This window comes from Bradyrhizobium sp. USDA 4502 (genome assembly GCF_054063355.1).
Genome location: NZ_JBSSGF010000001.1, coordinates 6,176,068 through 6,200,061, shown reverse-complemented (window position 1 = coordinate 6,200,061; position 23,994 = coordinate 6,176,068). Strand labels below are relative to the sequence as shown.

The following is a 23,994-nucleotide window of genomic DNA, read 5'->3' as shown; positions in this document are numbered from 1 at the left end:
GGCCTATATTAAAGGTGGCCTCCAACGCGTCCGAACCGACCGAACCGGCCTTGGATGTGTTCTAAGGCTCTCTGGACAAAAGGTTTTTTCCAATATCGTCGCGGAGCGTCTAAGCTCGCCGCGACAGTGACCAATGACCGCTTAAAGATGCTCAACAGTCTGGATCTCGAAGGCCGCCCTGAAGACACACGGATCGTCGTTGCCATGTCCGGCGGCGTCGACTCGTCGGTGACGGCTGCGCTGTTGAAGTCGCAGGGTTACGACGTGGTCGGGATCACGCTGCAGCTCTACGACCATGGCGCCGCGACCCATCGCAAGGGCGCCTGCTGCGCCGGCCGCGACATCCACGACGCGCGCAATGTCGCCGAGCGGATCGGCATCCCGCATTACGTGCTCGACTACGAAAGCCGCTTCAAGCAATCGGTGATCGACAATTTCGCCGACAGCTACGCGCTCGGCGAGACGCCGGTGCCGTGCATCGAGTGCAACCGTTCGGTCAAGTTTCGCGACCTGCTCGCGACCGCGCGCGAGCTCGGCGCGCAGGCGCTCGCAACCGGCCACTATGTCGCCTCGCGGCGGCTTGCCGACGGATCGCGCTCGCTGGTCTGTGCCGCGGATGCCGATCGCGACCAGAGCTATTTCCTGTTCGCGACCACGCGCGAGCAGCTCGACTTCCTGCGCTTCCCGCTCGGTGACATGACCAAGCCGCAGACCCGCGAGCTGGCGCGGCGCTTCGATCTCGAGGTCGCCGACAAGCAGGACAGCCAGGACATCTGCTTCGTGCCGACCGGCCGCTATACCGACATCATCGGACGGCTGAAGCCGAATGCGATCGCGCCGGGCGATATCGTCGATCTCGACGGTCATGTGATCGGCCAGCACCAGGGCATCGTTCATTTCACCGTCGGCCAGCGCAAGGGGCTCGGCATTGCCTCCGGCAGCCCGCTCTATGTGGTCAAGCTCGATGCGGCGACGCGCCGTGTCGTGGTCGGACCGCGCGAGGCACTGCGGATGGATCGCATCGCGCTGCGCGACGTCAACTGGATCGGCGACGGCGCGCTGGATCGCGTGATCGGCGAGGGCATCGAGATCTATGTCCGCGTGCGTTCGACGCGCGCGCCGCAGCCGGCGTGGTTGCGCGCCGTCGATGGCGGCTATGAGGTCGAGCTCGTCGCCGGCGAGGAGGGCGTGTCGCCCGGCCAGGCCTGCGTGTTCTACGACGCGGCCTCCGGGCAGGCGCGTGTGCTCGGCGGCGGCTTCATCAGAAGTGCAAGCGCCAGCCGCGCAATGCGGACCGCGACGCAGGACGCGTTGGCGCCGCTTGCAGAAGCGGTTCGCGGATAGCGCATGATCCGGAAAAGTGGGGACCGGTTTTCCGCGACGATCATGCGCAAACAAGAGTAACGTCGGGGCAGGGGAATGGCTGGGGACATCGACCGCGAAGGGGTCGAAAAGGCGTATGGCCGCTGGGCACCGATCTACGATCTGGTGTTCGGCAAGGTGTTCGATCAGGGCCGTCAGTCGACGATCGCGGAAGCCGACCGGATCGGCGGCCGCGTGCTGGACGTCGGCGTCGGCACCGGGCTCTCGCTGTCGGAATACAAGCGCACCACAAAACTATGCGGCGTCGATATTTCCGAGCCGATGCTGCGGCGGGCGCTCAAGCGCGTGCGCACGCAGGGCCTCAGCAATGTCGAGGCGCTGGCGGTGATGGACGCCAAGAATCTCGCATTTCCGGATGCGTTCTTCGACGCGGTGGTCGCGCAATATGTCATCACCGCGGTGCCGGATCCCGAGGCGACGCTCGACGATTTCATCCGCGTGCTGAAGCCCGGCGGCGAGCTGATCCTGGTCAATCACATCGGCGCCGAGAGCGGCCCGCGCCGCGTCTTCGAGCTCGCCTTCGCGCCGCTGGCGCGGCGGCTCGGCTGGCGTCCGGAGTTTCCGTGGGAACGGCTGACCAATTGGGCGGCGAAGCATGGCGGGGTCAGCCTTGCGGAGCGCCGCCCGATGCCGCCGATGGGGCATTTCTCGCTGATCCGCTTCCGCAAATCGTGAGGTTGCGGCGATTTTGCGAGGGAACATCGGCGCGCCGTCACGGTTTTCTCGTCATGAGGATCAATCGAACACTCGCTTTATCCTGTGTGCTGATGCTGGCACCCGCTGTTGCCGCGGCGCAGGCGCCGCCGACATCAGCCACGCCGCCGGCACAGACCGCGCCGCCGGCGCCGCAGCGCGCCGCCACGAATTGCGCGCCGCAGCAGCAGCCGTCGCATCCGGGTGCTGCAGTGCCGGAGGGAACCACGACCGGGCAGGCCGCCCAGCCGCTGGGCGACAAGCTCGCCAAATCCGATGGCGTGCTGTGCCCGCCGGCCGGTGTCGATCCCGAAATGCGTGCGCCGACCCCGCAAGGCGGCAACACGCCGGTGATTCCGCCGCCCGGCAGCCCCGGTGGCGACCCATCGGTCAGGCCGAAATAGCCCCTGCCTGCAATAAGTTGCTGCCCCGTCCGGGTTTGCTTGACAGGCGCGCATGCCACTCTTTATATGCCGCGCGTTCGCACCCGCGGCTCACCAGCCGCCGATGGCGAGCCCATGGCGGGGTAGCTCAGCTGGTTAGAGCACGGGAATCATAATCCTGGGGTCGGGGGTTCGAGTCCCTCCCCCGCTACCATGTATCCCCCACTATTGTGGTGGGCCTCCGGAAAGACCCGTCCGCCGACCAATGCCGCCAGCTTTCCCTTGACCTCGATCTCGAAGCCTTCCCAAGGGCCTTTCGGGTGGACAATGACGCTGTGCACAAGCGCCCTGAAGTCGGAGACCAACGGGCCGCGGTCGTCCTCCGCGCTTGCGTGGCTTGCTATCGTGTCGGCGAGCGCATTGACGGTTTCGATGTAGCGGTCCAGCGTTGCCGGATGCAGTGAGATGGGGGTAGGGGCCTCCTCGAGGGCAGCCAGTTCCGCCTCGACGCGCAACCGCTCTTGCTTCAGCTCGGCGATCCGTTGCTTGGCATCTTCCTCGGAAATCACGTACTTGATTACGAGATCAATGTTGCGCTGACGCTCGCCTTCGATCCGATCACGTTTGGCCTCTAGCCGCAGGCGCTCCGCAGACGCGTTCCCCGCAAGCCGCTCTCGCTCACTGTTGTAGTTGCGGACATAAGTCTCGATCAGCCGTGGGTCCTTCAACTCCTCGACCATCCCGCTGAGCACAAGTCTTTCGACATCGCGCAGGTAGATGATCCTGCGATTCGAACAACTGCCACTCTCGCGCACAGCTGAGCAACGAATCCTGGTCTTTCCGGTCTTGTCGCGGTCGTGAACTGACATGCCAGATCCGCAACAACCGCACCGAAGAAGACCAGACAAGAGATGCGGCGCCCGTCGCTTCATGTGGCTGGCCAAATGACCCTTCTCAGTTTTCAAAGCGTGCGCCTGCTCCCAAACGGATTGTTCGACAATCCGCAGTTGGGGCACATCAATACTCTGCCACTCCTCGCGAGGGTTTGGGCGAGACAATCGTTTTCCAGTATCGGGATCCTTCACCATCCGGACCTTGTTCCAGACAATACGGCCAGCATAGAGCTCATTGAAGATGAGCCCCGTCCCGCGCTTGGCATTGCCGTTGATCGTCGACGCATTCCATCGCCGACCTCGCGGTGGATGGATATTTTCCCGATTGAGATCCTGCGCGATCTCTCGGGGTGCCCGTCCCGCTGCGTATGCTGTAAAAATCCGCCGAACGATCGTAGCTTCACCTTCGACGATTTCGAGCTCGCCGGGTTTGCCGGGTACCGTTCGATATCCGTAGGCACGCCCTCCCGCATGTCGGCCATCGCGTATCACGCCGGCCATGCCGCGGCGGACCTTCTTCGCGCCGTCCTCGCGCTGCATCTGTCCGACGAGGCCGCGGATCCCAATCAAGATTGAGTCGGCAGTGCCATCGTGGACGGCCTGGATCTCGATCCCCTGGAAAGACAACCTTTTGTGGATGCCGGCCAGATCTTCCATGTCGCGTGAGAGTCGGTCCAATGCCTCTACGATCACAACTTTGAAACGATGCTGACGCGCAGCGTCCATAAGCTGCATCAAGCCGTCGCGGCCGAATACCGAGGCTCCAGAACGTGCCTTGTCTTCAAAAGTCGCAACGACATCGAGTTGATGACGAGCCGCATAAGCACGACACAGGGCAATCTGATCGTCAGTCGATTTTTCGTTTTGAAGCTCGGTCGAGAACCGAGCATAGATCGCTGCGGGTTTCATCTCGAATACCACTGCTGATGCGCTTGTCGCCAGCGGCATCGAGATGATTCTTCATCAGACGCTCGCTCTCGAAGAGATGATCGCGTCTTGCGTCGGCAATTGCAAGGGCTTCAGCAAACTTGATTAGAGCAGGATCGATTTGCGCGGAGGCTGCGAACCTTGGTCCACGACTATGAATTTCTATCGTCCTTGCGCGCTTCATCCCGACAAGATGCTGCGCACTGGTGAGAGAAAGCAGGGCGCTTATGCGCCGATCGTGGAATTGGATATGATAGGGAATAAAACGGACACACTCTCGGAAGATGAAATCTGGTGCAGTGAGTCTTGTTCTGCGCGCGACCCCGTCAAGAACATGCTGCGCCATCAGATGCATGAGCTGCAAACGCCGTGAGCGAATCGTAGGTTATTGCTGCTATTCGGTGAGCGACAGCAGTCGGTAGATATAGCGTTGGAACGTATAGAGATCCACTTTGCGAGTTTCCGCCGCAGCGACGGGATCGCGTCGTCGCAGCGCGCTTAGAAACTCGTCCTGAATGCGAATGATAAATGTGACGAATTCCGGATCGGCCATATCGTTTCTCGCTAGAGCTGCCGCATAGAACGGGGCTGTCCGCGTTCGCAAGTTGAGAATCTGATCAGGGCTGGAGCCGCACCGCTCCGCCAGCAACCGCGGGACATTTTGGATTGCTGCCACCCGATCTGGAACGGCTATCTCATCCATGACGGACTTGTCGATCGGCGGCAGATCTTGGCGCTTGACAGCCGCACCTTGTTCGATGTTATTAATAGTCCGAACGATCGTTCTAAGTAAGATTCTGACATCCTCAAGGTAGAATGCATGACTGATCAGCCACGTGATCCGGACTACCGAACGTTGATTGAGCCGACCCGGGTCCGCAGCGTGGTGTACCATGACCCCCGGATCTTCGAGCAGGAGCTGGAGCGGATCTGGCACAAGTCCTGGGTATATGTCGGCCACGCGAGCGAAGTCCCGAACAAGAACGACTATGTGACCAAATCCATCGGTCCGACGCCGGTGCTGATGGTCCATGATCGTGATGGCAAGATCAGCCTGCTCCTGAACAAGTGTCCGCATCGCGGAAACCAGCTCTGTGCTTATCGGGAGGGCAACCGCGGCACGTTCACATGCCCCTATCATTCCTGGACATTCTCCAACACTGGCGATCTCATCGGTTACGCTTATGCCGACGGTTATGAGAATGCCGACAAGAGCAAGTTCTCGCTAGGCAAAGTGCCCCGTGTTGGCATCTACAGGGGTTTCGTGTTCGGATCTTTCGCAAGCGAGGGGCCGTCGCTCGAAAAACATCTTGGCGGAGCGAAGGCCTCGATTGATCAGCTGCTCGAGAACTCGCCCGAGGGTGAGCTCGAGTTGACGGCGGGCTTCCTTCAGCATCGCACCAAGGCGAACTGGAAGTTCATGCTTGAAAACGAAACGGATGGCTACCATCCGGCTTTCGTTCACGGGTCGGTATTTCAGGTGACCGACAGCGGCATCGGCAAGCTCTACGGCCCGCAATCCACCGCATTGACGCGTGATTTCGGCAACGGTCATACCGAATTCGACCTGCGGCCGGAGTGGCGCCGGATCGGCAAGCCTCTCGAATGGTTCGGCACCAATGAGGCGCGCTTTCCCGACTATGTGCATGCGATGGAGCAGGCGTACGGCGCCGAACGGGCGCGCAAGATCATGATCGACGGGACGCCGCACCTGATGATCTTTCCCAACCTCTTCATCGCCGAGATCCAGCTGTTCGTGCTCCAGCCGATCGCCGTCGACGAGACGATCCAGCACGTCACGGCACTGCAGTTCAAGGGAGCACCCGAGCTCAACCGGCGACTGCGCCAGCAGACCATGGGATCGGTCGGCCCGGCTGGATTGTTGCTGGCCGACGACACCGAGATGTACGAGCGCAACCACCGCGGCGCGGTGATCAATGACCCGGAATGGGTCACGCTGACACGCGGGCTTCACCGCGAGCATCGGGACAACAACGGCTATCTGGTCGGCCATTCGACCGACGAGGTGCCGCAGCGTGGAATCTGGCGTCACTACGCCGAACTGATGACCTCGCGAGGCTGAAATGGAGCGATTTGCATCCCAGACGACATTGCGCCCGGAAGCGGAGCGAGCCGACCTCCTGCGGCGCGTCGAGCAGTTCCTGTTCCTCGAAGCCCGTCTTCAGGACACCCATGCCTATGACGAGTGGGAAGCGCTATGGGCTGACGATGCGACATACTGGGTGCCGGCCAACGGATCCGACACCGATCCGGAGCGGCAGATGTCGATCATCTACGATAACCGCTCGCGCATCGGCGTGCGCATCGATCAGTTGAAGACGGGACGGCGCCACACCCAGACGCCGAGATCGGAGCTTGCCCGGATCATCTCGAATGTGGAACTCGTCGACCAGGTTGACGACGAGATCAATGTGCGGGCGAACGCCTTCATTTTCGAAGACAATCTGCGCGGCGAAACCCTTTGGGCGGCACGCAACGAATACCGCCTACGGATCGTCGACGGCGGCTTCAAGCTGGTCCGCAAGAAGGTCGGCCTCGTGAACAATCACAAGCCGATCTTCACCCTGTCCTTCCTCATCTGAGCGCCGTGACCAGCAAGGGGAGGTAAACATGACATCTCAGCCTAACAGAGCTTTGGATCACGAAAGCTGGATCGCGGACGGGACGGTCCTTCTGGACTACGCGGATCATATCGCGACCCTGACGTTGAACCGGCCGGAGTCGTCGAACGGAATGAACATCGCCATGATGCGCGCGATTCATGAGGCCGTGATGCGCTGCCATGGTGATCCGCGCGTGCGCGTCGTGCATCTGCGCGGCGCCGGGCCGAACTTCTGCTCCGGTGGCGATGTCCGTGAATTCGCGTCCAAGGGGGAGGCGCTGGGCGACTTCCTTCGCACGGTGACGGCCTATCTGCAGATAGCCGTGGGCGCGCTGATCCGCCTGAACGCCGTGGTCGTCAGCGAAGTTCAAGGCTATGCGGCTGGTGGCGGCGGCCTCGGCCTCATCTGCGCGTCAGATATCGTGGTGGCGACGAAGTCGGCCAGGTTCATGGCAGGCGCCACCCGGGTTGGAATGGCGCCCGATGGTGGCGCGTCGGTCATTCTACCGCGCCTCGTCGGCTTTCGCCGCGCCGCGGAGATCGTCCTGACCAACCGCGTGGTTGGGGCAGAGGAGGCGCTTGCGATCGGCCTGATCAACAGCGTCGTTCCAGACGAGGACCTCGTAAGGGACGCGCGGCACCTCGCGCTGAAACTTGCCAGTAACGCGCCCAGGGCGACGGCGGCTGCGAAGCGCTTGCTCTGGAGCGGGATTGGACTCAGCGTCGAGTCCTGCCTGCCTGAGGAAGCGCGCACGGTAGCGGAGCTGTCCGCGACCGCGGATGCGCGCGAGGGGCTGGCGGCCGTGCTCGAGAAGCGGGCGCCTGTCTTCACCGGAGACTGACCGAAGATGGCGCCGGGAACGTTGCAGCGGGCGCTGGTGACCGGCGGTGCGAACGGAATCGGCGCCGCCATCTGCCGTCGCCTCGCCGCCGACGGCTTCGAGGTGACGTTGTGCGATCTTGATGCGGAAAACGCTGAGGCGCTTGCCGCCGAAATCGGTGCTGCTTTCGAGGTTATCGACGCGACGGATAGCATCGCCGTTGCGGGCTTCGTCGCGAGCAGCGGCCCGTTCGAGGTGCTGGTCAACAATGTTGGCGTCGATCAGCACGCCTTTTTCACCCGGATGGAGACCAAGAGTTGGCGTGGCCTGCTCGCGGTCAATCTGGAGACGACGTTCGCATTCACGCTTGGCGTACTGCCTGCGATGCAGCGGACAGGATATGGCCGCGTCGTCAACGTCGCATCGGAAGCAGGGCGCCTTGGGTCAAAGGGGGGCGCGGTGTATGCGGCCGCCAAGGCTGGCGTGATCGGTTTTACCCGATCGATCGCAAGAGAGAATGCGAGATACGGCATCACAGTGAACGCGGTGCTGCCGGGGCCGATCCGTACCCCATTGGTCGAGAAGGCGATCGCGCAGTTCGGCGATAAGCTGCGAAGCGACATGGAAGGCCTGACCCTGGTGAAGCGCCTCGGCGAGCCGGAGGAGGTGGCGGCGGCGGTGTCCTTCTTTGCCTCGCCATCGGCGTCGTTCGTGACCGGAGAGGTGCTGGGCGTCTCGGGCGGCATGGGGTGTGGCGCCTCCTGGCGGGCCAAGTGTCGCGAGCGAGCCGCCGTCGCCGGCTGAGCGTCAGCCCCCGCCGCCGGTGCGTTCGGCGATGAAATGGCCAAGTTCAGCCAGCGATTCGCGGCTCTGTGGCAGCTCGGCGAACATCTGGAAGTGATGGAACATGCCGTCCCACACGCGAACCTGCACGTCGACGCCGCTCTGCCGTGCCCGTGCCGCCAGCAGAAAGGCATCGTCGAGCGTGATGTCGTAGTCGCTGGCATGGACCAGGATCGGAGGCAGGCCAGCAAGATCGGCCTCGATGGGCGAGGCCGACGGGTCCGATGCGTTGCCGTTGCGGCCGAGATAGGTGCGGGCCATGGCGGCGAGTTGCGCCGGCTTCGAAAAGATGTCGAGCGCAGCACGGCTCGCGTAGCTGTTGCCGCGCATCGAGAGATCAAGCCATGGCGAGATTAGGGCGAGACCAGACGGAAGCGGCAGGCCGCAATCACGGGCGCCGAGCGCGACGGCCATGGCGAGCGCGGCGCCGGCGGAATCGCCAGCCACGACGATGCGTGACGACGGCATGCCCTGGTTGAGCAGCCAAAGATAGGCCGTGAGAGCGTCGTCGGCCGCCGCCGGACATCTGTGCTCCGGTGCGAGACGGTAATTGAAGCCCAGGACGCGCGCGGCGCTCGCGCGCGCAATACGCAACATCAGGCTAAAGTGGGAGCGGATCGATCCCACCTGGAAGCCGCCGCCATGGCAGAACAGCACGACACGGTGCATTGAGCTTTCGCGCGGTGCGATCCATGCAGCCGTCATCGGTCCGATCTTAAACGTCTCAATCCGGGTGTCGTGGCCGTCAGCAAAGAGCGCCTCGAAGCTTTTTCGGATTTCGGCCAGCGAGCTCGCCCGGCTCCACGATTCAATGGCGGCGGCGATACGACGTCGCACTACGCCCAGATCATCCTGCGTGTTGTCCATGCGACCCATCGGCTTGCAAAACGCATTGAATTAATACATAGTCTGAACGTTCGGTCAATAAATACGGGCGTGGACGATGGAGGAGCATGTCGCGGTGGTGGGCGCAGGGCAAGCCGGCGCGGCCCTGGCCATCCGGCTTCGCACGCAGGGGTTTCGCGGCAGGATTACGATTTATGGCGAGGAGCCCTGGGCTCCCTATCAGCGCCCGCCCCTATCGAAAAAGTATCTCAGCGGCGAGTGGGAGAAGGAGCGGCTGCTGCTCCGCCCGGCCTCCTATTGGGACAACAATCGGGTCGACATCTGCGCCGGCCGTCCGGTGTCGTCGCTGGACCTTGCGCGAAAGACACTTGCGTGGGGTGATGAGACCATCGGCTGGACGAAGCTCGCATTGACCACCGGCGCGTCGCCGCGGCGCTTGCCATCATGGCTCCAGAACTTCGGAAATGTCTGTGAGCTCCGGTCGCTGCGTGATGCCGAGCACATGCGGCGCCACTTCCGGACCAGCAGCAAATTGCTGGTGATCGGTGGTGGATTCGTCGGGTTGGAAACAGCCGCGGTCGCCGCGGAGGCGGGGCTTCGCGTCACCGTGATCGAAAGTGCCGCTCGGATCCTGGAGCGTGCCGTCTGCCCGGCGACGTCGGGATATTTTCGCCGGCTTCATAAAACCCACGGCGTCCGCATCGTCGAGGGATGTGGGGTTGTCGGAGTCCAAGGTGATCGCGCCGTGTGCGAAGCGGAGTTGACCACAGGCGAGCGCCTGGAAACCGATCTGGTGCTGGTCGGCATCGGTGTGCTCCCCAACACGGAGTTAGCCGAGCGCGCAGGGATCGAAACCAAGGACGGCATCCTGGTGGACGAGCATGGTCGTACCTCGGCTGCGGATGTGTGGGCGGCGGGCGATTGCGCGCGCTTTCCCCTCCATGGTGAACTGACCCGTCTCGAGAGCGTGCAAAACGCGATCGATCAGGCGGAGGCGGTCGCCGATGACATGCTAGGCGCGGCCGCGCCTTATGCCCCAGTGCCCTGGTTCTGGTCCGACCAGTATGACGCCAAGTTGCAGATCGCCGGTTGGAACCGCGGCTATACCATGGTCGTCGCGCGAGACACGGATCGTGGCGTGTCGAACTGGTATTACCGGGAGGGCCGCCTTGTCGCTGTTGATTCCGTCAACGACGCCCGCACCTTCATGACCGCGAAGAAGCTGTTGGCGCAAGGCCTCAACGTCGATCCGTCAATGCTTGCGGACCGCCCGTTCGACCCGCGCAGCTTGCTCATGTGAGCGCGCCTCCTCAGGCCCTCAGCCGATCAGAACACCTTCGAGTGCTTGTAACCATCCAGGAAGATGCTGACGCAGCGGTCCGCGAGATCCGTCGGCACGATCCGTCCGTCGGGGCGGAACCAAGTGTACGTCCAGTTGATCATGCCGAAGAACAGCATTGCGTCGACATGCGCGCTGCCCTCATCCTTGGCGCGGTCGGGCCGGATCTTCGCCAGCATGTCGGTGACGACTGAAATCAACTGGCGCTGCTTCTTGACGACGTCCCGTCTTACGTTGTTGGGCAGGAACTCCATGCAGGTGAGCATCACGACATGTTTGTCGCGCGAGACGGAATAGACTTGCAGGAAGAACCTGATCAGCTTGCGGAAGCGGGCAATCTCCTCCTCGCGCCCCGAAAGGATGTCGTCGCAACCCGCCAGGAGCTTGTCGACATGCTCAGTCAACATGAACACAAGGATCGCCTCTTTCGATTCGAAGTAGTGGTAGAGGCGTGATTTCGAGCAGTCGCACGCGGCCGCAATGTCACCGATCGAGGTCGCCGCGTAGCCGCGGCTCGCAAACAGCGAGGCGGCCTGCTTGATGATCGATGCCTGGATGTTGTCGTAGTCCGGGGAACGAGGTCTTGTCACAAGCTATCCTGGAAAAATCGTTCGAACGGTCGAACTATAGAGGCCAGGGATCGGCTTTTCAATTACGGTCGGGGTGTGTCGATCACCCCCATGTCGGTGGTCGACTGGGCGCGGCACGAATTCCTGGCTGATTCGTGCGGCACTGGGCCAACATAGCGTACATGCTCGCGCGAGATATCGACAATGCGAGCGGTGCCAAGCAAGGTCATGGCACGTTCAAGCTCGGTCCTCAGGATCGAAATCACATGGGCAATGCCGGGTGCACCGGCGGCGCCTGCGCCGTAAAGTGTATTGCGTCCCATCAGAACCGCGTCCGCTCCGAGCGCACGTGCCTTGATGATATCGGTGCCTCGCCGGAAGCCGCTGTCGCATAGGATTGTCACCTTGTTGCCAACCGCGTGTCGAATCTCGGGGAGGACGGTGAGCGGTGACACGGCGCCGTCGAGCTGCCGCCCGCCGTGGTTTGACAAGACGACGCCCGCCGCTCCGAGTTCAGCGGCATGCACCGCATCGCGGACGCTGAGCACGCCCTTGACGATCACCGGGCCGTTCCAGAGCGCGATGAACTCTTGCACATCTCTCCAGGTCACCGACGGATCGAGCTGCGCATTCATGAAGGCGACGAGGCCTTGCGCGCTCGTCGCGGACCCGGCTACGGCCTCGACCATGTTCGCAGGCTTTGGTGCGCCAGTCCTGGCCATGCGCATCAGCCATCCGGGATGCAAGGCGGTATCTGCGAGATTTCGGCGCGTGAGCCGCAGCGGCAGTGTGAAGTCGTTGCGCGGGTCGCGCTCGCGGTTGCCGCCTGTGGCGCAGTCAACGGTGATTACGAGCACCGCATAACCGGCCGCACGGGCACGTTCGAGGAGGCTCCGCGACAGATCGCGGTTGCGGAAGATATAGAGCTGGAACCAGTTGCCCGCGCCAGATGTTTCAGCAACCTCCTCGAGACGCACGCTCGAGACGGTGCTGAGGCAGAAAGGAATGCCAGCCGCCGCGGCCGCCCTGGCGAGCAGGCTCTCGGCTTTGGGCCAGGCGAGGCCGGCAAGGCCGGTCGGCCCGATTCCGAACGGGGCCGCATAGCGCCTGCCGAAAAGGCTGATGGAGAGGTCGATCGCGCCGACGTCGTTGAGCACCCGCTGAACGAAGCCCCATTCGTCGAATTGGGCGCGGTTGCGGCGGCGAGAGACCTCATCCTCCGCGGCACCGTCGACAAAGTCGAAAATCGCCCGTGGCAACCGCCGACGTGCTTCCAGGCGCATGTCTTCGACATTCAGAATATATTTGAAGGACCGGGCCTTCATTTCAGGTGCGCTCGGCACGATGAAGCACCCGCGTCGCCTTGGCCTCATAGCGCGGCAGCGTCCCTTCCTGGAGACACTCGACCTCGACGCTCATGCCAAGACGTGCCCGCATCTCGCGCTTGACATCCGAGACGATCTGCTCAGTGGGACGATCCGAGCTGCGTTCGGCCTCGACCGCGACGCACATGGTGCCGATCGTGGTGCGCTCCTTGTCGACGTAGATCTGCCAGGCCTCTTTCACCGTTCCTTTCGTCGCAGCGATGATGTCCTCGATCTGAGAGGGAAACACGATGACGCCCTTGACCTTGAGCATGTCGTCGCTACGGCCGATGATGCGTCCGATCTTGCGCATGCCCCTGCGTCCCGAGCGGCAGTCGAAGGGCGAAGGCGACAGTCGCACCAGGTCGCGCGTGCGCCAGCGGACGACCGGCGAGGCTTCGCGGCACAGCGTCGTGATGACGATCTCGCCGACTTCGCCGGGAGAAACGGGCTTCAGCGTCACCGGGTCAAGGATTTCGGTGATGATCGTGTCCTCGTTGACGAGTTGCAGCTCGTCATCGTCATGAGTGTATGGCGTGGAAATCGCGAGCACCGGTCCGCCGGCCTCGGTGGTCCCGTAAATGTTCTGGCTCACGAAACCGTCCGGCATCTCCGCCTCCAACTGCTTGCGAAACTCGGCGGACACCGATTGACCACCGAGAATGGCCAGCCTGATCGTCCATTCCGTCTTGGGATCGATGCCCATCTGCCTGGCGATGGTGACGAGCGACATCAGCCATAGTGGCGACATGGAGGCAACGTCGTAGCTGTGGTCGCGCAGCCACTTCACGACCAACTCGCCGCGACCGGGGCCGATCGGGAAGGTCGCGCAGTCGAGCGCTGCGAAGCCGACGTCGAGCGCAGGCCCCCCGATCCAAAGGCCATAACCATAGCCCTGGTAGGCGCGCTGACCTCGCTGCACCCCCGCTGCGGTGAGGATTCTCGCCATCTGATAGGGCAGGAGTTCGCCGTAGTCGTGCTCCGTCATGCCGAACAAGACCGGCAGGCCGGTGGTTCCGGACGTTGCCATGAAGCGCCTGACCGATTGCATCGGTGCGGCGAGGAACGGAAACGGATAGCGGCTGTGCAGCGCAGACTTGTCGAGGAATGGCGCGTGCGCGAGCCCGTCCTCTGCTGCGAGGTCCGACAGCTTCATTCCGGCGGCGGCAAAATGGGCAACCCAATCGGGCCGCTCGCTGAGGCGCTGGCCGAGCTTCGCCAGCCGCTCCTTCTGGAGGCGGCAGATGGCTGGATAGTCGAGACTTTCGATGTCTGGGTGGAGCATCCCGGGTTCCTCCTATGTCTTCATCCCTGGTTGCCGTGCGTTCTCGGGAAAATCCGGCGCGGCAAATTTTTCTCTTTCTTAGACCGAACGTTTGGTCTAAATAAAGGACAACAACGAGCAGGCGGAGCCGTCAGCGAGAGCGGAGCGGGCCGGACACCGCATCTGGGTCACGAGCCCGCTGCTTGTGATGCGATCTCGGCGCCCCCGCGACGAGGCCGCGCGACGGGGGAAGGCGGGACGACAAGAAAAGAAGTTCGGCCTGGTCGGAAGAGGAAACAACGTTCGAGGAGATCGAAGTGAACAAGCTGATCATTGCAGTTGTCGCGGTCGCATCATGGGTCGCGCCAGCGCTGGCCGAGGTCAGGATCGGAATCATTGTGTCCGCCACCGGACCCGCGGCTTCGGTCGGGGTGACGCAGCAGCGGACGGTGAGCATTCTGCCGCAGAAGCTCGGCGGACAGGACGTCCGCTACATCCTGATGGATGATGCCTCAGATACGTCGACCTCGGTAACGGCTGCACGAAAGTTGACGACGGAGGACCGCGTCGACGCCATTGTCGGCCCAAGCCTGACACCGAACTCGCTGGCGCTCTTGGACATTGTTGCCGACACCAAGACGCCGATGATCAGCCTGGCCGGATCGGCTCTGATCGTCGAGCCGCCGGTCGATCGGCGGCGCTGGGTGTTCAAGACCCCGCAGAGCGATGCGCAGATGGCCTGGATCGTGCTCGATCACATGAAACGCCGAAACATCAAGTCCCTGGCCTTGATCGGCTTCAACGATGCCTATGGCGAAGGCTGGATCAAGGTCATGACCACGCTGGTCGAGGCGGCCGGGATCAAGGTCGTCGGCTCGGAGCGCTACCAGCGAACCGACAGCAGCGTGATCGGACAGATCTTGAAGATCGTGTCGCAAAATCCAGACGCGATCTTCATTGCGGCATCTGGCACGCCGGCGGCGCTGCCGCAGACCACGCTCGCTGAGCGTGGTTACAAGGGCGTCATCTACCAGACACATGGTGTGGCCAATAACGACTTCCTGCGTGTCGGCGGGAAGGCGCTGGAAGGGACGTTCGTACCGGCGGGGCCGGTCCTTGTCGCCGAGCAGTTGCCCAATAGTCATCCGGCCAAGGCGGCCGGGCTCGATTTCGTGCGTCGTTACGAGGCAATCCCTGGGGCAGGCGCCCGCTCGACATTCGCAGCCTACCTTTGGGATGCCCAGCTCATCCTCGATAAGGCGATCGCGGCAGCCGCAGAGAAGGCACAGCCCGGGACCGAAGCGTTCCGGATCGCGTTGCGAGACGCGATCGCGGCCACAAAGGACGTCGCCGGACCGAATGGCGTTTACAACATGTCGGCCACCGATCACCTCGGTCTCGACGAGCGTTCGCGCGTGATGACGCGGATCGTCAACGGCAGCTGGCAGTTGGTCCAATGACGTCTCGATGCCTTCACAGGATAATCGTGCTCGGGCGCAAGGCGCGCGGCGACGGGGGCAGCGGTGACCGCTGATGTTGCGGCCATCCTGCTGCAGGACGGAATCGCCAATGGCGCAATCTACATCCTGCTCGCGACCGCGCTTGTCCTCGTTTTCACGGTGACGCGCGTGATCTTCGTACCACAGGGTGATCTGGTCGCCTTCACGGCGCTGACCTTGTCGGCCTTCGACACGGGTGTCATGCCGGGCACGGTATGGATCCTGCTGTTTGGCGCCGCGATCGCGTTTGCGCTCGAGATGTTGGACGCCAGCGCTCGGCGGGACCGCGCCCGCGTCGCGCGATCGATCGTGCAGTTTGGCATCGTGCCGCTCGCCGTCGCACTGGTGGCTGCGGTACTGGTTCCGAAGGACGCGCCGCTCCTTTGGAAGATGGCGGTCACCTGCGCGCTGATCACCTGCATCAGTCCGGTGATCTATCGGATCGTGTTCCAGCCGATCGCGTCTGCGTCGCCCCTGGTACTCCTGATCGCCGCGATCGCAACCCATCTGGGATTGAACAGCATCGGTCTGCATGTGTTCGGAGCCGAGGGTGTGCGAACGCAAGGGTTTTCTGGACCGCCGTTCTCGGTGGCCGGCCAGATCGTCTCGCAACAGGTGGTGGGAGTGATCGGCAGCAGCGTGGTGCTCGTGCTTGTGCTCTACGTCTTCTTCCACCGCTCGCTCCGCGGGCGCGCGCTTCTGGCGGCTGCATACAACCGGCGTGGCGCCGAGATCGTGGGCATCAGTGCGGTCTCGGCTGGGCGAACGGCCTTCATCGTCGCCGGCTTCGTCGGAGCGGCGTCGGGTCTCCTGGTGGGCCCGATGACGACGCTCTACTACGATTCCGGTTTCATTCTCGGTCTGAAGGGATTCGTCGGCGCGATCGTGGGTGGACTTGCGATCTATCCCCTCGCGGCTGCGGGCGCCCTGCTGGTGGGAACGGTGGAAGCCTTCGCCTCATTCTGGGCGAGCGCCTATCGGGACATCATCGTCTTCATGCTGATCATCCCGATCCTGTTCTGGCGATCTGTGGTCAATCCTCATGTGGAGGATGGGATCGAATGATCGGCCGCCTGTTGGCTCTTGCGCCCTTTATTGCCCTTGCGATCGCGGCACTCGCCCCGCTTGGGCTGCCGACCTATCAGGTGTCGGTGATCACCTATGTGATGATCGCGTCGATCGCGTGCTTCGGACTCGTGTTGATGACCGGGGTCGCGGGGATGGTTTCGTTCGGCCAGGCGGCTTTCGTCGGTCTTGGCGCCTATGCGTCGGCCTATCTGTCGGCGCAATTGGGGCTCTCGCCGTGGCTTGGCCTTGCCGGCGCGCTGATCGGTGCGGCTGCTGTCGCCACGCTGATTGGTGCAATCACCGTGCGGATGAGCGGTCACTATCTTGCGCTGGCAACGCTCTGCTTCGGCATCAGTTTCTATTTCCTCATCGGAAATTCCGATGAGCTCGGCCGATTCAACGGCATGACAGGGATACCCCCTGCCGCTGTCGGCGGTATCGAGCTGCGTAGTGAGCAACAGACCTTCGGTCTCGCGCTGGTGGCCCTCGTGCTGGTCGTTGTCTGGTGCCGGCGATTGCTCGCATCCCGCTGTGGGCGAGTGCTGCGATCCCTTCGCACGGGGGCGGTGATCGCGGAGACCTTTGGCGCGAGCGCACAACGCCACCGGCTCATAGCGTTCGTTGCCGCAGCCGTCATCGCCGCGCTCTCGGGCTGGCTTTATGCGCATGTGCAGCGCTTCCTCAACCCGACGCCGTTCGGCCTCAATGCGAGCATCGATTATCTCTTCATGACGGTGATCGGCGGGAGCGGACAGGTTTGGGGCGCGCTGGTCGGCGCCGGGCTGGTGACGGTCATCAAGCACGAGCTACAGGACGCGCTCAGGCCCATCTTCGGGGCCACCACGCGATTTGAACTGTTGGCTTTCGCCGCGCTGATGATTGTCGTGCTGCACCGGGCGCGCAAGGGCCTATGGCCATTCCTGCAGCAGGTGATCACCCCCTATATGGCGCCTCCTGCGCCGGTCGCGCCCCTTATCCTGCCGAGCCGCCGGGCCAAGCCGGACCATGGACTTCCGGTCCTGTCGGCGACCGGCTTGCGGCGGACGTTCGGCGGCCTCATGGCGGTCGACGATGTCAGCTTCGATGTTCGAAGTGGCGAAATCCTTGGCGTTCTCGGGCCGAACGGCGCGGGGAAGAGCACCCTGTTTAACCTGATCAGTGGTGGCCTGCCGCGGAGCGGGGGCGAGCTGAGCTTCCTGGGCACGCCGCTGGCGCGCGTGAGCGCACGTGACATGTGCGCGCGCGGTCTGTCGCGGACGTTTCAGCACGCGGCGCTGGTATCCGAGATGAGCCTAATCGAGAACGTTGCCATCGGCGCCACGCATCTTGGCAGATGCGGTGTTTTGGCGGCGTCCTGCGGGCTCGATGCCACCGAGGAGCGCCGGTTGCTGGGCTGGTCGCAGCATCTGCTCGATCGCGTCGGGCTTGGCGACAAGGCATGGGATTCTGCCGGGACGCTGTCGCTCGGTCATCAGCGCATATTGGAGATCGCGCGCGCGCTCGCCGCCGATCCGGTGCTGCTGCTGCTCGATGAGCCAGCGGCCGGCTTGCGCGCCAACGAAAAGACCCTGCTGGCCGATCTGCTGTTGCGGCTCCGGGCCGAAGGTCTCGCCATCATCCTCGTCGAACATGACATGGAGTTTGTCTTCCGCCTAGCCGATCGGCTGATGGTGATGAACTTCGGCCGCCGCATTGCGTTCGGGCAGCCCGAAGAGGTCCGCGCCGACGCAGGCGTCCAGGAAGCGTATCTGGGGGTTGCAGCATGACAGCCCTGCTGCAACTCGAACGCTTCACGGTTCGCCATGGCCGCCTGACAGCGGTGAACGACGTATCGCTTGAAGCGAAGGCCGGTGAGGTCACCGCTGTGATCGGTCCGAACGGCGCCGGCAAGACGTCCCTTGTCAATGCAGTGATGGGTCTCGTGCCGTTCGGTGGCCGGCTCCTGTTTCCGCAGTGGCCGGAGGCGTCGCGGTCGATCGAGGCGCGGGTGCGCGCGCGGATCTCGCTGGTGCCGGAGACGCGCGACCTGTTCGGGCCGATGACCGTGCTCGACAATCTCAGGCTCGGCGCGTTCGCGGTAAGGGTGGAACCCGCGCTTCGATATGCGCGCGCGCATCGCCGACATATTTCGTCTCTTCCCGCGTCTCGCCGAGCGGCGAGATCAACTCGCCAACACGTTGAGCGGGGGTGAGCGCCAGATGCTGGCGCTGGGGCGCGCGCTGATGCTGAGACCGCGCTTCCTGATGCTCGATGAGCCAAGTCTCGGGCTTGCGCCCCTGATCGTCGCGGAAATGTTCCGCATCATTGCGCAGCTGAAGAACGAGGGTGTTTCGATCCTCTTGATCGAGCAGAACGCGCGCGCCGCGCTGCAGCTGTCGGATCGCGCCTACGTCCTTGAAGGCGGGGCGGTCCAGCTGGAAGGCAGGGCGGCCGATATCGCTGCGGATCGCCGTGTCATCGAAGCCTATCTCGGAATGTCGACGGCATTCTCTTCGAAGCCACATGAGCGACAGATCGGCAGGGCAGGATGACACGCGCCACACGAGAGGCCATCGCACAGTTGAGCGAGCGGTTCGGCGACAAGCTGTCGACGGTGGCCTCGGTCCGCCGCCACCACGCCAGCGGAGTCACATCCCACATGACGATCGCGCCTGATGCGGTGTTGTTCGCAGCCTCGACGCAGGATGTCGTCGACGCTGTTACGATCTGTCATCACTATCGGTGTCCGGTGGTTCCATTCGGCACCGGCACCTCCACGGAGGGACAGATCAGCGCCGAGCAGGGTGGGCTAACCATCGATCTGTCGGGGATGGATCGCATCCTGCGAGTGTCGCCTTCCGATCTCGATTGCACCGTGGAGGCGGGTGTAACGCGCAAGGCGCTGAACGCAGCCCTGCGGGACACCGGCCTGTTCTTTCCGATCGATCCGGGCGCCGACGCCTCGATCGGCGGGATGGCATCGACACGTGCGTCCGGCACCAACGCGGTGCGCTACGGCACCATGCGCGAGTTCGTGACGTCGCTGCGCGTTGTGCTCGCCGACGGCCAGCTGATCGACACCGGGACCCGCGCACGAAAATCGTCCGCCGGTTACGACCTGACCCGGCTGTTCGTCGGTGCCGAGGGCACGCTCGGTGTCGTCACCGAAGTCACGTTGCGGCTCGCCCCAATCCCTGAGCGGATTGGTGCGGCGGTCTGTACGTTCCCGACGGTGGAGGCGGCGGTGTCCGCCGTCGTCACCGCGATCCAGAGCGCGATTCCGCTGGCACGCGCAGAGCTGCTCGATGCGTTGCAGGTCGAGGCTTGCAACCACTATTCAAAGCTCGACCTCGCCGTTCAGCCCACGCTGTTCCTGGAATTCCACGGCACCCACCAGGCCGTCGATGAACAGGTCAGCCTGATGTCTGCGATTACGGCGGAGTTCGGCGGCAGCGCGTTCCGGTGGGCGACCGCCCCCGAAGACCGGACAAAACTCTGGCAGGCCCGCCACGATGTGTGGTGGGCGGCGCTGGCGCTCCGCCCCGGATCGCAGGGGATACCGACTGATGTCTGCGTGCCGATTTCCGAGCTTCCGGGCGTCATTGCGCAGACCCGACAGGACGTCGTGGAGCTCAATCTGATCGCCCCACTGTGCGGGCATGTCGGCGACGGAAACTTTCATCTGTGCGTTCTGGTCGATCCCGAAGACGAGGGCGAGAAGCGGCGGATCGCCGAGCTGAACGCTCGCATGATCGCGCGTGCCCATGCGGTCGGGGGCACCTGCACGGGCGAGCATGGCATCGGCACCGGCAAGATGGATTACCTGGTCGCCGAGCGCGGGGCAGGGATGATGACGCTCGCGGCGCTCAAGCGGGCGCTCGATCCGCGCAACGTCATGAATCCCGGCAAGATCCTGCGCGTCGACGATTATCAACCTTACGCGTGATGTGGTTCGCCCCATGTCCTGAGCACAGAAACTCGAAGAAGAGCATTCCCATGACCCTTCGTGAAACTGCAACCAGCGTCGATCTCGACTACCGCCTCCATGATGCGATTACGAAGGCCGAGGGCCGCGTCTTCACCTCGGGCACGCAGGCGCTCGTCCGGCTGCTGTTGATGCAGCGCCTTGCTGATCGCCGCGACGGCATCCGCTCCGCGGGCTTCGTCAGTGGCTATCGCGGCTCACCGCTTGCGGGCGTGGACACCGAGTTGTGGCGGGCAAAATCGGCGTTAGCGGATCATGACATCCGATTTCTGCCGGGCATCAACGAGGATCTCGCCGCAACGGCCGTCTCCGGCACGCAGCGGGTTGGGCAGGACCCGAACCGGACGGTCGATGGGGTTTTCGCCCTCTGGTATGGCAAGGGGCCCGGCGTCGATCGGGCCGGTGACGCGATCCGGCACGGGCATGCCACCGGTGCGTCGGGTAAAGGCGGCGTCGTCCTTGTGGTCGGCGACGATCATGCCGCGACATCCTCTTCGATCCCGAACGCCAGCGACATGTCGTTGATGGGGTGGGGGATTCCGATCCTTCATCCGGCTAGCGTCGACGAGTATGTAGAATTCGGGCTCTGGGCTTGGGCGGCGTCGCGCTTCTCCGGCGCATGGGTTGCGTTCAAGGCGATCTCCGAGACTGTGGAAAGCAGCCGCAGCTTCACCGCCCCTGTGCTGCCGCGCTTCACGGCACCATCGCGAGACCGCTTTCCGGAAGGCGGCCTCGGATATAGCACCCGTGATTTTCTGACGCCTGCGATCGAGTTGCGCATGGCACGCCGGCTTGAAGCGATCGCCGCGTTCGCGCAGATGAACTCGCTGGACCGTATGCTGATTGATGCTCCGCAAGCAGATATCGGCATTGTCGCCGTGGGCAAGAACGCGACAGATGTTCTCGAGGTCTTCGAGCGCATCGGCCTGCCGCCGCATGTCCTGGCGCAGAAAGGTGTGCGGGTCTGGCGACCAGGCCTGATATTCCCGCTCGATCGCGCGGGCTTCGAGCAGTTCTCGCGCGGGCTGAAGCACATCTTGGTGGTGGAGGAGAAAACAAACCTCGTCGAAGGGCAGATCAAGGATGCGATCTTCAATTGGCCTGCGGATCGCAGGCCGAGCATTTCCGGTCGCGGTGCCCTCGATGGATCGCCCCTCGTGTCGGCGCTTGGTCAGCACCGCCCGTCGTCGCTTGCCGCGCCCTTGTCGGCCTGGCTTTCGAACATACGGCCGGATCTCGCCTTTGCCGACAGACTCGGTCGGTTCGAACGAGCGTCCCCGTTAAGCAACGCGGCCGACGGCATTCGGCGTCTGCCCTATTTCTGCTCGGGCTGCCCGCACAATTCATCCACCAAGATTCCTGAGGACAGCACAGCGCTGGCCGGCGTCGGTTGCCACTACATGGCGAGTTGGATGGACCGGCAGACGTCCGGACTGACCCAGATGGGAGCGGAAGGCGTGGATTGGGCGGGGCAGGCTGCCTTCACCACGACGCCTCATGTGTTCCAGAACATGGGCGAAGGCACTTATTTCCATTCCGGTCATCTCGCGATCCGGCAATCAATCGCCGCGGGCCACAACATCACCTACAAGATCCTGTTCAACGATGCGGTGGCGATGACCGGGGGCCAGCCGGTCGACGGCCAGCTCACGGTGCCCCAGATCGCTCGGCAGATGGCGAGCGAGGGGGCAAGGAAGGTGGTGATCGTCACCGACGACACCGCGCGCTATGCGGGGACGGCTCTCGATCAGGGCGTCACGGTCCATGACCGGCTCGACCTTGATCCGATCCAGCGCGAGCTGCGCGGGATCAAGGGCGTCACGGTGCTGATCTATGATCAGACCTGTGCGGCGGAGAAACGCCGGCGCAGGAAGAAAGGAACCTATTCCGATCCCGCGCGGCGGATGTTCATCAACAGCGCGGTGTGCGAGGGCTGCGGCGATTGCGGCAAGGCTTCCAACTGCCTCTCGATCGTGCCGCTGGAGACCGATCTCGGCCGCAAGCGCGCGATCGATCAAACCTCGTGCAACAAGGACTTCTCCTGCGTCGAGGGCTTTTGCCCGAGCTTCGTCTCCGTCCTCGGCGGACGGTTGCACAAGCAGCCGGCCTCGGGTCAGGACTGGATTGCGCGCGCCAACTCCCTTCCGCAGCCGTTGCTGGCGCTGCCTGACGGACGCCCGCACAACCTTCTTGTGGCAGGCGTCGGGGGGAGCGGCATCATCACCGTCGGCGCCATTATCGCGATGGCCGCGCACCTCGACGGTCTGGAGGTTGCCGAGCTTGACTTCACCGCGCTGGCGCAGAAGGGCGGCTCGGTGATGTGCCATTTGCGCCTTGCGCGGAACGGCCGAACGATCAACCAGCCCCGGATCGACTGGGGCGAGGCTGACGGTGTGGTAATGGGCGATCTCATCGTCGGCTGCCTGCCAGACAGTCTCGGAACGGTGCGCAAGGACGTGACCCGCGTTCTCGTCAACACCCATCTCGGCTCGACTGCGGAGTTCGCTCGCGATCCGGACGCGGATCCACGATACCACGATCTGCTCGCCAAAGTGCGCCACGCCGCCGGGACGGAGATGATCACGGGCTTCGATGTGCAGCAGCTCGCCCAGGAGCAGTTCGGCGAGACGACGGGCGCCAACATGATTCTGATCGGGCACGCCTGGCAGCAGGGGCTGATTCCAGTCAGCGCAGCTGCCATGATCCAGGCGATCACGCTCAACGGCGTCGCAGTGGAGGCGAACAAGCGTGCATTCGCTTGTGGTCGTGTGGTCGCCGCGCAGGGACTTCCCGCGCGGGGCGGGCAGCCTACGGTCTTGCTAGAGCCGGAGGAATGGCAGGCACTGGCCGACCGGCGCACCGAAGAGCTCGTGCGTTATCAGAACTCGCGCTACGCGGCGTCCTATCGGACATTCGTCGGCCAATGTGCAGCCACTGAGCGGCTCAAGCTCGGCTCCGCCAACACCTTCGTCCTGACGAAGACCGTGGCGAACGCGCTGTTCAAGCTCATGGCCTACAAGGACGAGTATGAGGTCGCCCGCCTCTACGCCAGACCGGAATTCATGGCCGATCTGAAGCAGCGTTTCGAGGGCGATTTCACGCTTCGCCTTCATCTCGCGCCTCCGTTCCTGGCAAGACCGCGCGCGGGAAGCACGGCGCCGCAGAAGATCGCGTTCGGACCCTGGATGATGCGCGTCTTTGCCGTTCTCGCGCGCCTAAGAGTCCTGCGCGGAACCGGGTTCGACCCGTTCGGCCATACCGAAGAGCGGCGCCTGGAGCGGCGTCTGATCGATGACTACAAGGCGCTGATCGACCGCCTCTCGATCGGCTTGTCACCAGCGACGCTCGACCAGGCGGTGCAACTCGCAAAGCTGCCCGAGAAAATGAGAGGATTCGGTCACGTCAAGCGTGCCAATGTGGCCGCCGCGAAACGGGAAGAGCAGCGATTGCTCCGGGAGTTCGAGACGATCGCGAATCCGACGCCTCGCGGCATCAAAGATGTTGCGTGAGGCTCC

At 63.4% G+C, this 23,994-nt stretch carries 22 protein-coding genes and 1 tRNA gene; 16 read left to right on the top strand and 7 right to left on the bottom strand.

The features are described 5' to 3' along the window. The first annotated feature begins 147 nt into the window (after positions 1 to 147). From mnmA to ACVW1B_RS28865, 4 genes are all read left to right on the top strand, one after another. A complete protein-coding gene (gene mnmA, locus ACVW1B_RS28880; RefSeq protein ID WP_253606932.1) occupies positions 148 to 1,344 on the top strand; it encodes a tRNA 2-thiouridine(34) synthase MnmA in 1,197 nt (398 codons plus the stop codon). A 75-nt stretch (positions 1,345 to 1,419) separates the two neighbouring features. After that, positions 1,420 to 2,058, top strand: a complete 639-nt coding sequence (locus tag ACVW1B_RS28875) for a class I SAM-dependent methyltransferase (RefSeq protein WP_028333443.1) — start codon at positions 1,420 to 1,422, stop codon at positions 2,056 to 2,058. Between the two features lie 53 nt (positions 2,059 to 2,111). Next, on the top strand, positions 2,112 to 2,480 hold the full coding sequence (locus tag ACVW1B_RS28870; protein WP_253606933.1) for a hypothetical protein: 369 nt from the start codon (positions 2,112 to 2,114) through the stop codon (positions 2,478 to 2,480). A 116-nt stretch (positions 2,481 to 2,596) separates the two neighbouring features. Continuing rightward, positions 2,597 to 2,673 (top strand) — tRNA-Met (locus ACVW1B_RS28865). Here the strand turns inward: ACVW1B_RS28865 and ACVW1B_RS28860 are convergent. The 3 genes from ACVW1B_RS28860 to ACVW1B_RS28850 are packed head-to-tail and all read right to left on the bottom strand — an operon-like array spanning position 2,630 to position 4,982. Further along, the gene (locus ACVW1B_RS28860) at positions 2,630 to 4,261 is read right to left on the bottom strand and encodes a recombinase family protein (RefSeq protein ID WP_253640962.1); all 1,632 of its coding nucleotides are present in this window, start codon (positions 4,259 to 4,261) and stop codon (positions 2,630 to 2,632) included. The genes ACVW1B_RS28865 and ACVW1B_RS28860 overlap by 44 nt on opposite strands. After that, on the bottom strand, positions 4,200 to 4,634 hold the full coding sequence (locus ACVW1B_RS28855; protein WP_143029744.1) for a hypothetical protein: 435 nt from the start codon (positions 4,632 to 4,634) through the stop codon (positions 4,200 to 4,202). The genes ACVW1B_RS28860 and ACVW1B_RS28855 overlap by 62 nt, the downstream gene beginning before the upstream one ends. Before the next feature lie 39 nt (positions 4,635 to 4,673). Next, positions 4,674 to 4,982, bottom strand: coding sequence for a hypothetical protein (locus tag ACVW1B_RS28850; RefSeq protein WP_253638679.1), 309 nt, complete (start codon positions 4,980 to 4,982; stop codon positions 4,674 to 4,676). A gap of 117 nt (positions 4,983 to 5,099) precedes the next feature. On the opposite strand from ACVW1B_RS28850, the gene ACVW1B_RS28845 reads away from it, so the two are divergent. The 4 genes from ACVW1B_RS28845 to ACVW1B_RS28830 are packed head-to-tail and all read left to right on the top strand — an operon-like array spanning position 5,100 to position 8,527. Next, positions 5,100 to 6,362 (top strand): aromatic ring-hydroxylating oxygenase subunit alpha, encoded by a 1,263-nt coding sequence (locus ACVW1B_RS28845; RefSeq protein ID WP_092089160.1) that lies wholly within the window; start codon positions 5,100 to 5,102, stop codon positions 6,360 to 6,362. Position 6,363: 1 nt separating this feature from the next. Further along, positions 6,364 to 6,882: an aromatic-ring-hydroxylating dioxygenase subunit beta gene (locus ACVW1B_RS28840; protein WP_141340679.1), complete on the top strand. Its 519-nt coding sequence runs from the start codon at positions 6,364 to 6,366 to the stop codon at positions 6,880 to 6,882. A 28-nt stretch (positions 6,883 to 6,910) separates the two neighbouring features. Beyond that, a complete protein-coding gene (locus tag ACVW1B_RS28835) occupies positions 6,911 to 7,744 on the top strand; it encodes an enoyl-CoA hydratase/isomerase family protein (RefSeq protein WP_456814914.1) in 834 nt (277 codons plus the stop codon). Positions 7,745 to 7,750: 6 nt separating this feature from the next. Then, positions 7,751 to 8,527, top strand: a complete 777-nt coding sequence (locus ACVW1B_RS28830) for an SDR family oxidoreductase (protein WP_253638681.1) — start codon at positions 7,751 to 7,753, stop codon at positions 8,525 to 8,527. Between the two features lie 3 nt (positions 8,528 to 8,530). Here ACVW1B_RS28830 and ACVW1B_RS28825 read toward each other — a convergent pair whose 3' ends face one another. Further along, complete coding sequence (locus tag ACVW1B_RS28825; protein ID WP_253638682.1) at positions 8,531 to 9,433, bottom strand: alpha/beta hydrolase; 903 nt, start codon at positions 9,431 to 9,433, stop codon at positions 8,531 to 8,533. Positions 9,434 to 9,509: 76 nt separating this feature from the next. Between ACVW1B_RS28825 and ACVW1B_RS28820 the strand changes: the two genes are divergently transcribed. Continuing rightward, positions 9,510 to 10,712 carry an NAD(P)/FAD-dependent oxidoreductase gene (locus ACVW1B_RS28820; protein WP_253638683.1) on the top strand — a complete coding sequence of 401 codons (1,203 nt, stop codon included), beginning with the start codon at positions 9,510 to 9,512 and terminating at the stop codon, positions 10,710 to 10,712. Between the two features lie 26 nt (positions 10,713 to 10,738). Here the strand turns inward: ACVW1B_RS28820 and ACVW1B_RS28815 are convergent, their stop codons facing one another. The 3 genes from ACVW1B_RS28815 to ACVW1B_RS28805 form a co-directional block, all read right to left on the bottom strand. Next, positions 10,739 to 11,341, bottom strand: a complete 603-nt coding sequence (locus tag ACVW1B_RS28815; RefSeq protein ID WP_253638684.1) for a TetR/AcrR family transcriptional regulator — start codon at positions 11,339 to 11,341, stop codon at positions 10,739 to 10,741. Positions 11,342 to 11,403: 62 nt separating this feature from the next. After that, positions 11,404 to 12,645: an alpha-hydroxy acid oxidase gene (locus tag ACVW1B_RS28810; RefSeq protein ID WP_456822601.1), complete on the bottom strand. Its 1,242-nt coding sequence runs from the start codon at positions 12,643 to 12,645 to the stop codon at positions 11,404 to 11,406. A gap of 1 nt (position 12,646) precedes the next feature. Continuing rightward, complete coding sequence (locus ACVW1B_RS28805) at positions 12,647 to 13,969, bottom strand: phenylacetate--CoA ligase family protein (protein ID WP_141340673.1); 1,323 nt, start codon at positions 13,967 to 13,969, stop codon at positions 12,647 to 12,649. Positions 13,970 to 14,265: 296 nt separating this feature from the next. Here ACVW1B_RS28805 and ACVW1B_RS28800 point away from each other — a divergent pair, with 296 nt between their 5' ends. The 7 genes from ACVW1B_RS28800 (at position 14,266) to ACVW1B_RS28770 (ending at position 23,988) form a co-directional block, all read left to right on the top strand. After that, positions 14,266 to 15,408 carry an ABC transporter substrate-binding protein gene (locus tag ACVW1B_RS28800; RefSeq protein ID WP_310885552.1) on the top strand — a complete coding sequence of 381 codons (1,143 nt, stop codon included), beginning with the start codon at positions 14,266 to 14,268 and terminating at the stop codon, positions 15,406 to 15,408. A gap of 63 nt (positions 15,409 to 15,471) precedes the next feature. Then, positions 15,472 to 16,512, top strand: coding sequence for a branched-chain amino acid ABC transporter permease (locus ACVW1B_RS28795; protein ID WP_310885553.1), 1,041 nt, complete (start codon positions 15,472 to 15,474; stop codon positions 16,510 to 16,512). Beyond that, positions 16,509 to 18,281, top strand: a complete 1,773-nt coding sequence (locus ACVW1B_RS28790) for a branched-chain amino acid ABC transporter ATP-binding protein/permease (protein ID WP_456814909.1) — start codon at positions 16,509 to 16,511, stop codon at positions 18,279 to 18,281. The genes ACVW1B_RS28795 and ACVW1B_RS28790 overlap by 4 nt, the downstream gene beginning before the upstream one ends. After that, entirely contained in the window at positions 18,278 to 18,706 is a 429-nt protein-coding gene (locus ACVW1B_RS28785; RefSeq protein ID WP_456822600.1) for an ATP-binding cassette domain-containing protein, read from the top strand. Before ACVW1B_RS28790 ends, ACVW1B_RS28785 begins: the two co-directional genes overlap by 4 nt. Before the next feature lie 7 nt (positions 18,707 to 18,713). After that, positions 18,714 to 19,046 (top strand): ABC transporter ATP-binding protein C-terminal domain-containing protein, encoded by a 333-nt coding sequence (locus ACVW1B_RS28780; protein ID WP_456822599.1) that lies wholly within the window; start codon positions 18,714 to 18,716, stop codon positions 19,044 to 19,046. After that, positions 19,043 to 20,440, top strand: a complete 1,398-nt coding sequence (locus ACVW1B_RS28775; protein WP_253638687.1) for an FAD-binding oxidoreductase — start codon at positions 19,043 to 19,045, stop codon at positions 20,438 to 20,440. The genes ACVW1B_RS28780 and ACVW1B_RS28775 overlap by 4 nt, the downstream gene beginning before the upstream one ends. Next, positions 20,440 to 23,988 carry an indolepyruvate ferredoxin oxidoreductase family protein gene (locus ACVW1B_RS28770; RefSeq protein WP_456823076.1) on the top strand — a complete coding sequence of 1,183 codons (3,549 nt, stop codon included), beginning with the start codon at positions 20,440 to 20,442 and terminating at the stop codon, positions 23,986 to 23,988. The genes ACVW1B_RS28775 and ACVW1B_RS28770 overlap by 1 nt, the downstream gene beginning before the upstream one ends. Positions 23,989 to 23,994: the final 6 nt, after the last annotated feature.

What these genes read in the sequence shown, in the direction of transcription:
- mnmA (WP_253606932.1), top strand. Translation starts at nt 148, where the DNA reads ATGCTCAACAGTCTGGATCTCGAAGGCCGCCCTGAAGACACACGGATC.
- ACVW1B_RS28875 (WP_028333443.1), top strand. Translation starts at nt 1,420, where the DNA reads ATGGCTGGGGACATCGACCGCGAAGGGGTCGAAAAGGCGTATGGCCGC.
- ACVW1B_RS28870 (WP_253606933.1), top strand. Translation starts at nt 2,112, where the DNA reads ATGAGGATCAATCGAACACTCGCTTTATCCTGTGTGCTGATGCTGGCA.
- ACVW1B_RS28860 (WP_253640962.1), bottom strand. Translation starts at nt 4,261, where the DNA reads ATGAAACCCGCAGCGATCTATGCTCGGTTCTCGACCGAGCTTCAAAAC.
- ACVW1B_RS28855 (WP_143029744.1), bottom strand. Translation starts at nt 4,634, where the DNA reads ATGCATCTGATGGCGCAGCATGTTCTTGACGGGGTCGCGCGCAGAACA.
- ACVW1B_RS28850 (WP_253638679.1), bottom strand. Translation starts at nt 4,982, where the DNA reads ATGGATGAGATAGCCGTTCCAGATCGGGTGGCAGCAATCCAAAATGTC.
- ACVW1B_RS28845 (WP_092089160.1), top strand. Translation starts at nt 5,100, where the DNA reads ATGACTGATCAGCCACGTGATCCGGACTACCGAACGTTGATTGAGCCG.
- ACVW1B_RS28840 (WP_141340679.1), top strand. Translation starts at nt 6,364, where the DNA reads ATGGAGCGATTTGCATCCCAGACGACATTGCGCCCGGAAGCGGAGCGA.
- ACVW1B_RS28835 (WP_456814914.1), top strand. Translation starts at nt 6,911, where the DNA reads ATGACATCTCAGCCTAACAGAGCTTTGGATCACGAAAGCTGGATCGCG.
- ACVW1B_RS28830 (WP_253638681.1), top strand. Translation starts at nt 7,751, where the DNA reads ATGGCGCCGGGAACGTTGCAGCGGGCGCTGGTGACCGGCGGTGCGAAC.
- ACVW1B_RS28825 (WP_253638682.1), bottom strand. Translation starts at nt 9,433, where the DNA reads ATGGACAACACGCAGGATGATCTGGGCGTAGTGCGACGTCGTATCGCC.
- ACVW1B_RS28820 (WP_253638683.1), top strand. Translation starts at nt 9,510, where the DNA reads ATGGAGGAGCATGTCGCGGTGGTGGGCGCAGGGCAAGCCGGCGCGGCC.
- ACVW1B_RS28810 (WP_456822601.1), bottom strand. Translation starts at nt 12,645, where the DNA reads ATGAAGGCCCGGTCCTTCAAATATATTCTGAATGTCGAAGACATGCGC.
- ACVW1B_RS28805 (WP_141340673.1), bottom strand. Translation starts at nt 13,969, where the DNA reads ATGCTCCACCCAGACATCGAAAGTCTCGACTATCCAGCCATCTGCCGC.
- ACVW1B_RS28790 (WP_456814909.1), top strand. Translation starts at nt 16,509, where the DNA reads ATGATCGGCCGCCTGTTGGCTCTTGCGCCCTTTATTGCCCTTGCGATC.
- ACVW1B_RS28785 (WP_456822600.1), top strand. Translation starts at nt 18,278, where the DNA reads ATGACAGCCCTGCTGCAACTCGAACGCTTCACGGTTCGCCATGGCCGC.
- ACVW1B_RS28780 (WP_456822599.1), top strand. Translation starts at nt 18,714, where the DNA reads ATGCTGGCGCTGGGGCGCGCGCTGATGCTGAGACCGCGCTTCCTGATG.
- ACVW1B_RS28775 (WP_253638687.1), top strand. Translation starts at nt 19,043, where the DNA reads ATGACACGCGCCACACGAGAGGCCATCGCACAGTTGAGCGAGCGGTTC.
- ACVW1B_RS28770 (WP_456823076.1), top strand. Translation starts at nt 20,440, where the DNA reads ATGTGGTTCGCCCCATGTCCTGAGCACAGAAACTCGAAGAAGAGCATT.